Below are 12660 nucleotides of genomic sequence, written 5' to 3'. Positions count from 1 at the left end.
TCCCCTCACGGAAAGGACGGCGGAGGATGCGACCACCCCGACTGGCATCCCGACCGGCCTCCGCACCGGAGCACCGGAGGACGGCGGCCGCGCTCGCCGCCGCCCTCCTCCTCGGCGTCCCGCTCGGCGGCTGCGCGCCGATGGGCCAGGCCGCGGACGGTGCCGCGCAGCCGTCGCGCGTCGCGGCGGAGAACGCCGCCCAGGCCACCGTGGCGACGCAGTGGGGGCCGCTCGGCCCCGCCGACCGCCTGCTCGTGGTCAAGGTCCGGCAGGCCGGGCTGTGGGAGATCCCCGTCGGGCGGGAGGCGGCGACACGCGCGTCCCGCCCCGCGACCAGGCGGAACCTCGCCGAGATCGCCCGCCAGCACGAGCGGCTCGACGACCTCGACCGCCGGATCGCCGCGCAGCTCGGCGTCCCGCTGCCGGACCAGCCCACCGCGGAGCAGCAGAGCTGGATGTCGGAGATCACCGGGAAGTCCGGCACCGACTACGACAAGACGGCCGTCGCGCGGCTGCGGATGGCGCACGGGCAGATCTACCCGCAGGTCGCCGCCGTCCGCGCCAGCACCCGCAACACCCTGGTCCGCGACTTCGCGGAGCGGTGCGAGACGTTCGTCAGCACCCACATGCGCCTGCTGGAGGGCACGGGGTTCGTCACCGGCGACACGCTGCCCGACCCGCCGGCGGTCACCGGCGCGCCCGCGCCCGGCGGACCCGACCACGGCCACTCGCCCGCGCCCGCCGCGACGTCCCTCGTCCAGGGCTGACGCGGTTTACGCGGGCAGTCCGGCGAGGAGCGCCTGGAGCGTCGCGCCGAGCGGCGCGTCCAACGTGACGAGGGCGTGCTCGTCGCCCCTGGTCGCGCCGTGGTTCACGATCGCGACGGGCACCCCGTGCTGGTCGGCGTGCCGGACGAACCGGTACCCCGACAGCACCGTCAGCGACGACCCCAGCACCAGCAGCGCCCCCGCGCCCTCGGTCAGCGCGTAGCAGTCCCGGACGCGCGGCGGCGGCACGTTCTCGCCGAAGAAGATCACGTCGGGTTTGAGGACGCCGCCGCAGCGCTCGCAGTCCACGACGCGGAACGCCTCGACGTCGGCGTCGGCGAGGACGGCGTCGCCGTCCGGGTTGACCGCGGCGGCGCGGGCGTCGAAGCCCGGGTTCGCGGCGCGCAGCCGCGCGTCCAGCCGGGCGCGCGGGGTCCGCTCGCCGCAGTCCAGGCAGACGACCCGGTCGAGCGCGCCGTGCAGCTCGATCACGCCGTCCGCCCCGGCGGCCTGGTGCAGGCCGTCCACGTTCTGGGTGATGATCCCGGTGACCAGGCCGCGCCGCCGCAGCTCGGCGACCGCGCGGTGCCCGGCGTTCGGCCGCGCCGCCGCGATGTGCCGCCAGCCGAGATGGCTGCGCGCCCAGTACCGCCGCCGCGCCGCCGCCGACGCGGTGAACCCCTGGTAGGTCATCGGGTCGGCGCGCCGGCGGCGCCCCGTCTCGCCGCGGTAGTCGGGGATGCCCGACTCGGTCGAGAGGCCCGCGCCGCTCAGCACCACCACGCCGCCGTCCGCGACGAGGGCGGCGAGCGCCCGCAGCCGGGCACCCGCGTCCGCGGACCGGTCTTCAGCTACCTGCGTCACCCCTCCATGGTGCACGACGTGCCGCGATGCCGGTGCGGGGCGCCGGGTATTGTCGGCCTCCACGCCGGACGGACGCCTCGCCGGGCGACGTCCCGCGGATCTTCGAGAACACCGCGGATCTTCGAGAACCGCACGCCGGGACCGGCGCCCCGATCGAAAGGAACGTTCCATGACCGACGCGGGCCCCTTCACCGAGGACGTCGTGCGCCAGATCGCGCGCCACATGAACGACGACCACGCCGCCGACTGCCTCACGATCTGCCGCGCGCTCGGCGGCCGTCCCGGCGCGACGGCCGCCCGGATGACCGGCCTGGACGCCGACGGCATCGACTTCGCCGTGATGGACGGGGGCGTCGAGCACGACGTCCGGATCCCGTTCGGCGAGCGGCTCACCGAGCGTCCGCAGGTGCGGATGGAGGTCGTCCGGATGACCGAGGAGGCCCGCGCCGCGCTCAGCGCCTGACCGACCTCTTCCCGACGTGACGTCGGAAAAGTAACCGACGTCACGTCGGGAACCTTGCGGTCCCGTCTTCCCAGGTGATTTAGGTAAGGCTAGCCTAAATTCTCCTGGATTAAGGAGGGCCGTAATGGACACCACCCCCACGGACGAGCCGTTCTCCGCGCGGCTGCGGGCCGCCACCCGGAGCGACCACGGCGCCAACGAGACCTCGGCCTACATGAGCGCGCTCGTCGAGGGGCGCCTCGGCCGCGACGAGTACGCCGTCCTCGTGGCGCAGCTCCACCCCGTCTACGACCTCCTCGAAGAGGCCGCCGACCGGATGGCGGCCGACCCGGTCGCGGGCCCGTTCGACCTTCCCGGCCTGCGCCGCCGCGAGGCGCTCGAGGCCGACCTCGCCTACTTCTACGGCCCGCGCTGGCGGGCCAGGGCCGAGCCGGGCGAGGCCGCGTCCCGGTACCGCGACCGGCTCCGCGAGGTGTGCTTCGACTGGGCGGGCGGCTTCGTCGCGCACGGCTACACCCGCTACCTGGGCGACCTGTCGGGCGGGCAGTACATCGGCCTCCAGGTCCGCAAGGCGCTGGACCTCGACGCCGAGGACGACGGCGTCCGCTTCTACCGCTTCCCGGGCAGGCCCAAGGCGTACAAGGACCGCTACCGCGCCCTGCTGGACGCCGCCCCCTGGGACGACGACGAGCGGCTCCGCGTCGTCGACGAGGTGAAGACGGCCTACCGGCTCAACGCCGACCTCGCCGAGGAGCTCGGCGAGGTCCTGCGGCCCGCCGCCTGACCCTCTTCGTGATCTACATTGTAAAGGCGGTGGGCCGCGGCCGCTCCGGCGTACGCGCGAACTCGCGCAGCCGCGCCACGTCCACCACGGTGATCCGCCGCCGGCCGGTGCGCACCAGGCCCTCCGCGCGGAGCGTGCCGAGCGCCCGCGCGACGGTCTCGCGGGAGGCGTCCATCCAGCTGCCGAGCTCCTCCTGGGAGAGCGGCGGACCGATCGCGACGCCCCCGCCGGGGGCGGGCGCGCCGTGCCGGGCCGACAGCTCGGCGAGCTCGGTCAGCAGGATCGCCAGCCGCCGCGCGCCGTGCGCGGACACGTGCGCCCGCAGCCGCCGGTCGGCGTCGTCCAGGCGGCGGACGAACGTCTCGCTGACCAGCAGCCACACCCGGGAGTGCGCGTCGAGGAACCCGGTGAACCGGGCGGCGGGCACCACCAGCGCGGGGATCGGGCTGAGCGCCGCGACCGTCGCCGACCGCTCCCGGCGGCCGAGGACCGCGCTCTCGCAGACGAGGTCGCCCGGCCCGCGCACGGCGAGCACGACCTCGCGGCCCTCCTCGCTGGTGGAGGTCACCTTCGCCCAGCCCGACTCGATGATGATGATGTGGTCGGAGTCGTCGCCCTGGTAGCACAGCGGCGTCCGGGGCGGGAACCGGCGCGGCCGCGCCACCGCGCGCAGCGACGCCCGCTCGGCCGGGCGGAGCGCGTCCCAGAAGCCGCGGCCGGGATCGGAGTCGGGATCGGGATCGGAGCCGGGGCCGGGGTCCGGGTCGGGAGCGGCGCGGGGCGCGCTCCGCCGGATCTGCGGTCGATGGGTCACGGGTGCGCGTCTCCGCTTCCGGGATTCGGGTGAACCGGTACCCACGGCAGATGGGGGGAGTGGGGCGTTGAGGCCCAGTGCCGCGGGTACCGGTCGCTCATGCGGGCGCCGCCCGGACGTCCGTCCCCGTCCGTCCCGCGGCGGTGCACTGCCTTTCACCCCTATGAGAGCGCCTCACTGATCCCGATGCTGCACGCGGGGGAACGGGCCGTCTGCGTCATCCGACACTTTTGCCGAAAATTGCAGCGATATGACCCGTCAGCGGGTGAGGGCGTTCAGCAGCCGGTTGACCGGGCCGTCGAGGTTCCAGCGGTCGGCCAGCGCGACGAGCCTCTCCGGGTCGCGGGCGCCGGCGGGGAGCCGGTCGTCCAGCGCCGCGAGCTCCGGCGCGTCGATGTCGGTGACGACCCGGACCACGGTCTCGGCGGCGGCGAGGTACCCGCGGGCCGCCTCCATCCGGCGCCGCGCGCCCGCCGGGAACCCCTCGTCGGTCCCGGCGTCGAGCGCGGCGAGGATCCCCTCGACCGTCCCGAACCGGGTGACCAGCGCCGCCGCGGTCTTGTCGCCGACGCCGGGGACGCCGGGCAGCCCGTCGCTCGGGTCGCCGCGCAGCGTCGCGTAGTCGCCGTAGCCGCGGCCCGGGATGCCGTACTTGGCCGCGACCTCCTTCTCACCCATGATCTGCAGGTTCCTGATGCCCCGCGCCGTGTAGAGGACGCACACCGGGCCTTTCCGGGGGGTGCCGTCGTCGACGAGCTGGAACAGGTCGCGGTCGCCGGTGACGATGTCGACCGGGCCGTCCGCCGCGCCCCGCACCGCGAGGGTGCCGATGACGTCGTCGGCCTCGTAGCCGGGGACGCCCACCCGGGCCAGCCCGAACGCGTCCAGGACCTCGTCGATGACCGGGAGCTGCGCCGCCAGCGCGTCGGGCGTCTGGTCGCCGCCGTCGTCGGCCACCCGGTGCGCCTTGTAGGACGGCAGCGCCGCCACCCGGAACGCGGGCCGCCAGTCGGCGTCCATGCAGCAGACGAGCCGGTCGGGCGAGCGGTCCTGGACGAGCCGCGCGATCATGTCGATGAGCCCGCGGACCGCGTTCACCGGCGTCCCGTCGTCGGCGGTGACGGACTCGGGCACGCCGAAGAAGGCGCGGAAGTACAACGACGGCGTGTCCAGCAGCATCAGCCCGCTCATGGGGCACATCGTGCCACGCGGGCGGCGTCGTCGGCGCGCCGCCGCTCTGCGATCCTGGTACCCGCACGGACGAGTGGTCCGCGTGCGGACGACCGGAGAATGGAGACGGGTGTGACAACGGAGTTGTATCCGCGCGAGCGCGTCGGCCTGGTGCGGGAGGCGGCCGCGAAGGCCGGCCTCGGGGCGGTGCTGCTGACGCCCGGCCCGGACCTGCGCTACGTGACCGGCTACGACGCCAAGGAGCTGGAACGGCTCACCTGCCTGGTCGTGCCCGCCGAGGGGGAGGCGTTCCTCGTCGTCCCGCGCCTCGAGCTGCCCGCCGCGCAGGTGTCGCCCGCCGGGTCGCTCGGCGTCGAGCTGGTGCCCTGGGACGAGACCGACGACCCCTACGCCCTCGTCGCCCGGCGCCTGCCGTCCGGCCTGCCGAAGGTCGGCGTGGCCGATCGGATGTGGGCGGTGATGGCGCTGCGGTTCCGCGCCGCGATGCCCGCCGCCGAGCAGGTCGCGGCCGGGGGAGTGCTGCGCGGGCTGCGGATCCGCAAGAGCGCCGCCGAGGTCGCCGCGCTGCGCGAGGCGGGCGAGGCGATCGACCGGGTGCACCGCCGCGTCCCGGGCCTCCTCGCGGCCGGGCGCACGGAGGAGGAGGTCGCCCGCGACATCGCCGACGCGATCGTCGCCGAGGGCCACTCCCGCGTCGACTTCGTGATCGTCGGGTCGGGCCCGAACGGCGCGAACCCGCACGCCGAGCCGACCGACCGGGTGATCCGCGCGGGCGAGCCGGTCGTGGTCGACATCGGCGGGACGATGCCGAGCGGCTACTGCTCCGACTCCACCCGCAACTACTGCGTCGGCGAGCCGCCCGCCGAGTACCTGGCGTACTACGCGGTGCTGGAGGAGGCGCAGCGCGCGTCGTGCGCGGCCGTCCGCCCGGGGACGACGCCCGAGGCCGTCGACGCCGCCGGCCGCGACGTGATCGCCGCCGCCGGGTACGGCGAGCACTTCTTCCACCGCACCGGCCACGGCATCGGCCTGGAGTCGCACGAGGACCCCTACATCGTCTCGGGCAACCTGGAGCCGCTGGAGCCGGGCATGGCGTTCTCGATCGAGCCGGGCATCTACCCCGGCCCGCACGGCGCCCGCATCGAGGACATCGTCGTCTGCACCGAGGACGGCTTCGACCCGCTGAACGTCACCGGGCGCGGCCTGGTGATCGTCGGCTGAATTCCCAGGCCACGGCCCGAAAAGCACGTTAACGAGGGGGCGGACGGATTTCCGTCCGCGCCCTCGCCTGTTTTCGGACGCCTGAAAATCGCGCGGAATGCGGGCGAAAAACGGCCCGGTAACGATCTCTGCACCAAAACCGTCAGCGTTCTCCCCGCGTATTGCAACGGGGCCGATCCGCCCTGTAGCTAGTCATAGCTACGCGGGAGTAAGTCACGTTTCCTCCGCATCGCGGGGCCCCGGCCCCGCCGGGGCGGGGAGGCGCGTGCCGCGACGAGGGCGCGACGAGGGCGTGCCGTGGAGCGACGGGAAAGAGGGGACGCCGTGGCAGAGGTCGACCTGACCAGCGTCGGGAAGGTCTATCCCGACGGCACGCGGGCCGTGACCGACCTGGGCCTGCACATCGCCGACGGGGAGTTCCTCGTGCTCGTCGGGCCGTCCGGCTGCGGGAAGACGACCGCGCTGCGGATGGTCGCCGGGCTGGAGGAGATCTCCGAGGGCGAGGTCGCGATCGGCGGACGGGTCGTCAACCGCGTCCCCGCCCGCGACCGGGACGTCGCCATGGTGTTCCAGAGCTACGCGCTCTACCCGCACCTGTCCGTCCGCGACAACATCGGGTTCGGGCTGTCGCTGCGCAAGCTCCCCAAGGCCGAGATCAGGGAGAAGGTCGACCGGGCCGCGGAGATCCTCGGGCTGACCGAGCACCTGTCGCGCAAGCCGCGCAACCTGTCCGGCGGGCAGCGGCAGCGGGTCGCGATGGGCCGCGCGATCGTCCGGGAGCCGCAGGCGTTCCTGATGGACGAGCCGCTGTCCAACCTCGACGCCAAGCTCCGCGTCCAGATGCGCGCCGAGATCGCGCGCATCCAGCGCGACCTCGGCGTCACGACGATCTACGTCACGCACGACCAGACCGAGGCGATGACGCTCGGCGACCGCGTCGCGGTGATGAAGAAGGGCGAACTGCAGCAGGTCGCGCCGCCGCAGGAGCTCTACGACCGGCCGGCGAACCTGTTCGTCGCGGGCTTCATCGGCTCGCCCGCCATGAACCTGCTGAAGGCGACCCTGGCCGGGGACGCGGGCGACGCGCGGCTGGAGATCGGCGGGCAGACGCTGGCGCTCCCGCCGGGCGTGCTGGCCGAGCGGCCGGACCTCGCGTCCCGGCTCGGCGGCGAGGTCGTCGTCGGGATCCGTCCCGAGGACATGGAGGACGCCGACCTCGTCGAGGCCCCCGCCGGCTCCGCGCTCACCTCCACGGCCGACCTGGTCGAGGCGATGGGCTCGGACGTGCTGGTCCACTTCGCGCTGGAGGCCGACCAGGTCGTCACCGAGGACACCAGGGAACTCGCCCGCGACGCGGGCACCGATGTGCTGGGGCATCTGGAGCGGCCCCGCACGGACCTCGTCGCGCGGTTCAGCCCGCGCACCCGCGTGAAGGTCGGCGACCCGGTGACGGCCCGCGTCGACACCGGCCGCCTGCACTTCTTCGATATCGAGTCCGGCGCGGCGATCTGGGGATCGGACGCCGCCGGACCGTCCAGGGAGGATGAGAATGAGGGTCAGTAGGCGTGTGCTCAGCGCGGCAGTGGCGGCAGGGCTGGTGGTGTCCGGCGCCGCCGCCTGCGGCGGGGACGACGACGGCGGCGACGGCGGTTCGACGCCGTCCGGCGGGGGAGCGCTGAAGGGCACCACGATCGAGGTCGCCGCCAAGTGGACCGGCCCCGAGGAGGCCAACTTCCGCAAGGTGCTCCAGGCGTTCGAGAAGAAGACGGGCGCGAAGGTCAACTACGCGTCCACCGGCGAGAACACCGACGCCTACCTCGGCCCGCGCATCGAGGCGAAGAACCCGCCGGACGTGGCGCTGCTTCCGCAGCCCGGCCTCATGCAGCAGTACGCGAAGAAGGGCGCGCTGAAGCCCCTCGCCCCCGACGTCGTCACCGAGGTCGGCAACAACTTCTCGCCGTACTGGAAGGAGCTCGGCTCCGCCGACGGCAAGCCCTACGGCGTCATGGTCAAGGCCGCCTACAAGTCGATCCTCTGGTACCGGCCGCAGGTGTTCTCCGACGCGGGCGTCCAGCCCCCGAAGTCGTGGGCGGACCTGGTGAAGACCGCGGGCACCCTCCAGGACGCGGGCACCACGCCGTTCACGCTGGCCGCGGGCCCGCAGGACTCCTGGACGCTCACCGACTGGTTCGAGAACGTCTACCTTTCGCAGGCCGGGCCGGATAACTACGACAAGCTCGCCAAGCACGAGATCAAGTGGACCGATCCGACCGTCGGGAAGGCGCTGGAGACCCTCGCGCAGATCTGGGGCAAGGGCGACTTCCTCAACGGCGGCGTCGCCACCGCGACCAAGACCAAGTTCGACGAGTCGGTCACGCAGGTGTTCGGCCAGGAGAAGGCCGCGATGGTGTACGGCGGCGACTTCGCGGCGGCGAACATCGCCACCACCAAGGCCAAGGTCGGCACGGACGCGCAGGTCTTCGCGTTCCCGGCGGCCGGGACCACGCCGCCGGCGATCCTCGGCGGCGACGTCGCCGTCGCGCTCAAGGACGGCAAGGGCGCGCAGGAGCTGATGAAGTTCCTCGCGTCCCCGGAGGCCGGGAAGGTGTGGGCGGGGCTCGGCGGCTACCTGACGCCGAACAAGAACGTCCCGTCCAGCGCGTACTCCGACCCGATCGCCAAGCAGCTCATCGAGCAGATCCAGAAGTCCGGCGACGCGGCCCGCTACGACATGTCCGACCTCGCGCCCGCCGCGTTCGGCGCGACGCCCGGCAAGGGCGAGTGGGAGGCGCTGCGCGCGTTCGTGCAGCACCCGACGGACGTGAAGGGCACGCAGGCCAAGCTGGAGGCCGAGGCCGCCAAGGCGTACAAGTAGGAGACCCCGCATGAAGGCTCCGAACGAGGAGGCTCCGAAAGAGCAGGCGCCGCCGGCGGTCGCGGGCGGCGCCGCCCCCGCCCCGCGCGGCCGCACGGCCCGGGAGCGGCTGAACCCGCCGTCCTGGCTGGCGATGACGTTCCTGCTGCCCGCGCTGCTGCTGCTCGGCTTCCTGGTGGTCTACCCGATCGTCTACTCGGTGATCCGCAGCTTCTTCGACGCCTCCGGCGACGGGTTCGTCGGCGTCGACAACTACACCGGGGTCTTCAAGGGGCACGACAACCTCGTCGCCGTGCGCAACACCGCCATCTGGGTGGTGGTCGCGCCGACCGTGGTGACGATCGTCGGGCTGGTGTTCGCCGTCCTCACCGAGCGGATCCGGTGGGGGACGGTGTTCAAGCTCGTCGTGTTCATGCCGATGGCGATCTCGTTCCTCGCGTCCGGCGTGATCTTCCGGCTGGTGTACCAGCAGGACCCGGACAAGGGCGTCGCCAACGCCGCACTGGTCGCGATCCACGACACGTTCGCGCAGGGCACGACCTATCCGGGCGCCGGGCCGCGCAACGGCGGGAACCAGCCCGTCCGCGCGGAGGGCGGCGGCGTGGTCACGGTGAACCAGGTCGCGGCGGGGCAGAGCGCGCTCGTCCCGCTGCTGAAGGTCAAGCCGGAGTACCTGCCGAAGGACGCGAAGCCCGCCGCGCGGGCGCCGGCCTCGCAGCCGGGCCGGCTCACCGGGACGGTCTGGTTCGACTTCACCAAGGGCGGCGGCGGCCAGCCGAACGCCCCGAACGCGGGCGAGTCCGGCCTGCCCGGCATCAAGGTCGAGGCGGTCAAGGACGGCAAGGTCGTCGCGAAGGCCACCACCGGGGCCGACGGCACGTTCACGATGAAGAAGGTCCCGGACGGCAGCTACACGATCCGGCTGCCCGCCGGGAACTTCACCGCCGCCTACAACGGCGCGGAGTGGCTGGGCGGGACGCTGATCACGCCCGCGATCATCGGGTCGTACCTGTGGGTGTGGGCCGGGTTCGCGATGGTGCTGATCGCCGCGGGGCTCGCCGCCATCCCCCGGGACGCGCTGGAGGCGGCCCGGGTGGACGGCGCCACCGAGTGGCAGGTGTTCCGGCGGGTGACGATCCCGCTGCTCGCGCCCGTCCTCGTCGTGGTGCTGGTGACGCTCGTCATCAACGTGCTGAAGGTGTTCGACCTCGTCTACATCATCGGCGGCGGCGACCCGGACGCCAGCGTCCTCGCCCTCCAGATGTGGACCGAGTCGTTCGGCGGCGGCGACGACCAGGGCGCGGGCAGCGCGATCGCGGTGCTGCTGTTCGTCCTGGTGCTGCCCGCCATGCTGTTCAACGTCCGGCGAATCCGGCAGGAGCGCTCATGAGCACCGCGGAAGAGGCCGCCCCGACACCGGCACCGACACCGGCGACGGCCCGCGACGGGGCGGCGGGCGCGCCCCGCCGCAACCTGGCCGCCCGCCTCGTCGGACGGCTGGGCGGCGGCGCCGCGCAGACGCTGCTGGTCCTGGTCGCGCTGTTCTGGTTGGTGCCGACCCTCGGCCTGCTGGTCGCGTCGCTGCGCTCCAACGCCGACAACAACGCCAGCGGCTGGTGGACGGTCTTCACCGAGCCCGCCCAGCTCACCGCCGGCTCGTACTCCGCCCTGCTCGACAAGGGCGACTTCGTCGACTCGTTCTGGAACACCGTGCTGATCACCGTCCCCGCGACGGTGCTGGTCGTGGTGATCGCCTCGCTCGCCGCCTACGCGTTCGCGTGGATGGAGTTCCCCGGCCGGGACTGGCTGTTCCTCGCCGTGGTCGCGCTGCTGGTGGTGCCCGTCCAGGTGGCGCTGATCCCGGTCGCCAAGCTGTACGGGCACGTCGAGTTCGGCGGCTTCCACATGTTCGGGTCGATCACCGGCGTGGTGCTGTTCCACGTCGCGTTCGGCCTGCCGTTCGCGATCTTCCTGCTGCGCAACTTCTTCGCCGCGATCCCGCGCGACCTGCTCGAAGCGGCGCGGATGGACGGCGGCTCCGAGTGGACGATCTTCCGCCGGGTGATCTTCCCGCTGGGCGGCCCGGCGATCGCCTCGCTGGGCATCTTCCAGTTCCTCTGGGTGTGGAACGACCTGCTCGTCGCGCTGGTGTTCGCCGACACCGAGTCCCAGCCGATGACCAAGTGGCTCCAGTCGCAGATGCGCCAGTTCACCGGCAACATCGACATCCTGGCCCCGGGCGCGTTCCTGTCCCTGATCGTCCCCCTGGCCGTCTTCTTCGCCTTCCAGCGCTACTTCGTAGAAGGCGTCCTAGCAGGCTCCGTGAAGTAAGAAACCCAAACCGGCGTCACGGGTCGGGCGGCCGTAGGCCGCCAAGGCCGGAGGTCGCCCGACCCGCCGAGCGAGGGGCCGTTTCCCGAGAGCGAACGCGATTCGGGAAACGGCCACTCGCGAGCAACGGGGGTTCCAGGGGGTCGCCCCCCTGGGTTATACAGCCAGGCCGGAGGCCGGGTCGAAGAAGTGGAGGCGGCGGGTGTCCACCGCGAGTTCCACCTGCTGGCCGGGGCGGACGTGGGAGCGGGAGTTGACGCGGGCCGTCCACATGGCGCGATTGTCGGTGAGGGGGATCGCCATGTCGCCGTCGCCCTCGGCGGCGTCCTCGGCGAGGTCGGCGGTGTCCTTGTGCTCGACCGGCGGGGCGTCGATGGTGAAGATGACGTTGATCTCGCTGCCGAGCTCCTCGGTCACGGTGCTGCGGACGGACATCGGCGCCCAGTCGGGCTGGGCGTGCGCGGCGTCCTCGAAGTCGGACGGGCGGATGCCGAGGATGATCTGGCGGCCGATGTAGTTCTGCAGGTGCGGCCGCTCGTTCAGCGTGGCGGCGGGGACGGGCAGCGTGTACCCGGCGAACGACACGCGCGCGCCGCCGTCGCCGGCCGACAGGTCGGCGGACACGAAGTTCATCGAGGGCGAGCCGATGAAGCCCGCCACGAACAGGTTGACGGGGTGGTCGAACAGCCGCTGCGGCGTGTCGACCTGCTGGAGCCTGCCCTCGCGCAGCACGCACACCCGCGACCCGAGGGTCATGGCCTCGACCTGGTCGTGGGTGACGTAGACGGTGGTGACGCCGAGCCGCTCGTGCAGCTGGCTGAGGGAGGCGCGCATGGAGACGCGGAGCTTGGCGTCGAGGTTGGACAGCGGCTCGTCCATCAGGAACGCCTGCGGCTGGCGGACGATCGCGCGGCCCATCGCGACCCGCTGGCGCTGGCCGCCGGACAGCGCGGCGGGCTTGCGGGACAGGAACTGCTCGAGGCCGAGCATCTTCGCCGCCTCGCGGACCTTCTGCTTGATCTCGGCCTTCGGCGTGCCGCGCAGCTTGAGGCCGAACGCGAGGTTCTGCTCGACGGTCATGTGCGGGTACAGCGCGTAGTTCTGGAAGACCATCGCGATGTCGCGGTCCTTGGGCGCGAGGTCGTTGACGACCTGGTCGCCGATGGAGACCTTCCCGGCGGAGATCTCCTCAAGGCCGGCGATCATCCGCAGCGCGGTGGACTTGCCGCAGCCGGACGGCCCGACGAGCACCATGAACTCGCCGTCGTGGATCTCCAGGTCGAGGCCGTCCACGGCCTTGACCCCGCCGGAGTACACCTTGTCGACCTTGTCGAGAACGATCTTCGCCAT

At 72.8% G+C, this 12660-nt stretch carries 12 protein-coding genes; 8 read left to right on the top strand and 4 right to left on the bottom strand.

The annotated features are described in order from the left end of the window. Nucleotides 1-26: 26 nt before the first annotated feature. Nucleotides 27-767, top strand: coding sequence for a DUF4142 domain-containing protein (locus FXF65_RS09080; protein ID WP_148349257.1), 741 nt, complete (start codon nucleotides 27-29; stop codon nucleotides 765-767). 6 nt (nucleotides 768-773) lie between these two features. Here FXF65_RS09080 and FXF65_RS09075 read toward each other — a convergent pair whose 3' ends face one another. Beyond that, nucleotides 774-1631: an NAD-dependent protein deacetylase gene (locus tag FXF65_RS09075; RefSeq protein ID WP_246198440.1), complete on the bottom strand. Its 858-nt coding sequence runs from the start codon at nucleotides 1629-1631 to the stop codon at nucleotides 774-776. Between the two features lie 169 nt (nucleotides 1632-1800). Between FXF65_RS09075 and FXF65_RS09070 the strand changes: the two genes are divergently transcribed. Continuing rightward, on the top strand, nucleotides 1801-2094 hold the full coding sequence (locus tag FXF65_RS09070) for a DUF2470 domain-containing protein (protein WP_148349255.1): 294 nt from the start codon (nucleotides 1801-1803) through the stop codon (nucleotides 2092-2094). 124 nt (nucleotides 2095-2218) lie between these two features. Further along, nucleotides 2219-2878, top strand: a complete 660-nt coding sequence (locus tag FXF65_RS09065) for a biliverdin-producing heme oxygenase (protein ID WP_148349254.1) — start codon at nucleotides 2219-2221, stop codon at nucleotides 2876-2878. A 13-nt stretch (nucleotides 2879-2891) separates the two neighbouring features. On the opposite strand, the gene FXF65_RS09060 is transcribed toward FXF65_RS09065, so the two are convergent. After that, nucleotides 2892-3692 carry a Crp/Fnr family transcriptional regulator gene (locus tag FXF65_RS09060; protein WP_246198439.1) on the bottom strand — a complete coding sequence of 267 codons (801 nt, stop codon included), beginning with the start codon at nucleotides 3690-3692 and terminating at the stop codon, nucleotides 2892-2894. 258 nt (nucleotides 3693-3950) lie between these two features. Continuing rightward, on the bottom strand, nucleotides 3951-4883 hold the full coding sequence (locus tag FXF65_RS09055) for a 5'-3' exonuclease (RefSeq protein WP_148349253.1): 933 nt from the start codon (nucleotides 4881-4883) through the stop codon (nucleotides 3951-3953). Between the two features lie 111 nt (nucleotides 4884-4994). On the opposite strand from FXF65_RS09055, the gene FXF65_RS09050 reads away from it, so the two are divergent. From FXF65_RS09050 to FXF65_RS09030, 5 genes are all read left to right on the top strand, one after another. Continuing rightward, nucleotides 4995-6104, top strand: coding sequence for a M24 family metallopeptidase (locus FXF65_RS09050; protein WP_246198438.1), 1110 nt, complete (start codon nucleotides 4995-4997; stop codon nucleotides 6102-6104). A gap of 324 nt (nucleotides 6105-6428) precedes the next feature. Then, nucleotides 6429-7667 carry an ABC transporter ATP-binding protein gene (locus tag FXF65_RS09045; RefSeq protein ID WP_148349251.1) on the top strand — a complete coding sequence of 413 codons (1239 nt, stop codon included), beginning with the start codon at nucleotides 6429-6431 and terminating at the stop codon, nucleotides 7665-7667. Beyond that, entirely contained in the window at nucleotides 7654-8979 is a 1326-nt protein-coding gene (locus FXF65_RS09040) for an ABC transporter substrate-binding protein (RefSeq protein WP_148349250.1), read from the top strand. Before FXF65_RS09045 ends, FXF65_RS09040 begins: the two co-directional genes overlap by 14 nt. A 10-nt stretch (nucleotides 8980-8989) precedes the next feature. Further along, nucleotides 8990-10369 carry an ABC transporter permease gene (locus tag FXF65_RS09035; protein ID WP_148349249.1) on the top strand — a complete coding sequence of 460 codons (1380 nt, stop codon included), beginning with the start codon at nucleotides 8990-8992 and terminating at the stop codon, nucleotides 10367-10369. After that, nucleotides 10366-11310, top strand: a complete 945-nt coding sequence (locus FXF65_RS09030; RefSeq protein ID WP_148349248.1) for a carbohydrate ABC transporter permease — start codon at nucleotides 10366-10368, stop codon at nucleotides 11308-11310. The genes FXF65_RS09035 and FXF65_RS09030 overlap by 4 nt, the downstream gene beginning before the upstream one ends. 156 nt (nucleotides 11311-11466) lie before the next feature. Here the strand turns inward: FXF65_RS09030 and FXF65_RS09025 are convergent, their stop codons facing one another. Further along, nucleotides 11467-12660, bottom strand: a complete 1194-nt coding sequence (locus FXF65_RS09025; RefSeq protein ID WP_148349247.1) for an ABC transporter ATP-binding protein — start codon at nucleotides 12658-12660, stop codon at nucleotides 11467-11469.

This window comes from Actinomadura syzygii (assembly GCF_008085905.1).
Classification (GTDB): domain Bacteria; phylum Actinomycetota; class Actinomycetes; order Streptosporangiales; family Streptosporangiaceae; genus Spirillospora; species Spirillospora syzygii.
This window is presented reverse-complemented; position numbering and strand designations above follow the sequence as displayed.

Coding starts and splice junctions, on each gene's coding strand:
- FXF65_RS09035 (WP_148349249.1), top strand. CDS start 8,990: ATGAAGGCTCCGAACGAGGAGGCTCCGAAAGAGCAGGCGCCGCCGGCG.
- FXF65_RS09065 (WP_148349254.1), top strand. CDS start 2,219: ATGGACACCACCCCCACGGACGAGCCGTTCTCCGCGCGGCTGCGGGCC.
- FXF65_RS09080 (WP_148349257.1), top strand. CDS start 27: ATGCGACCACCCCGACTGGCATCCCGACCGGCCTCCGCACCGGAGCAC.
- FXF65_RS09040 (WP_148349250.1), top strand. CDS start 7,654: ATGAGGGTCAGTAGGCGTGTGCTCAGCGCGGCAGTGGCGGCAGGGCTG.
- FXF65_RS09025 (WP_148349247.1), bottom strand. CDS start 12,660: ATGGCGAAGATCGTTCTCGACAAGGTCGACAAGGTGTACTCCGGCGGG.
- FXF65_RS09070 (WP_148349255.1), top strand. CDS start 1,801: ATGACCGACGCGGGCCCCTTCACCGAGGACGTCGTGCGCCAGATCGCG.
- FXF65_RS09030 (WP_148349248.1), top strand. CDS start 10,366: ATGAGCACCGCGGAAGAGGCCGCCCCGACACCGGCACCGACACCGGCG.
- FXF65_RS09055 (WP_148349253.1), bottom strand. CDS start 4,883: ATGAGCGGGCTGATGCTGCTGGACACGCCGTCGTTGTACTTCCGCGCC.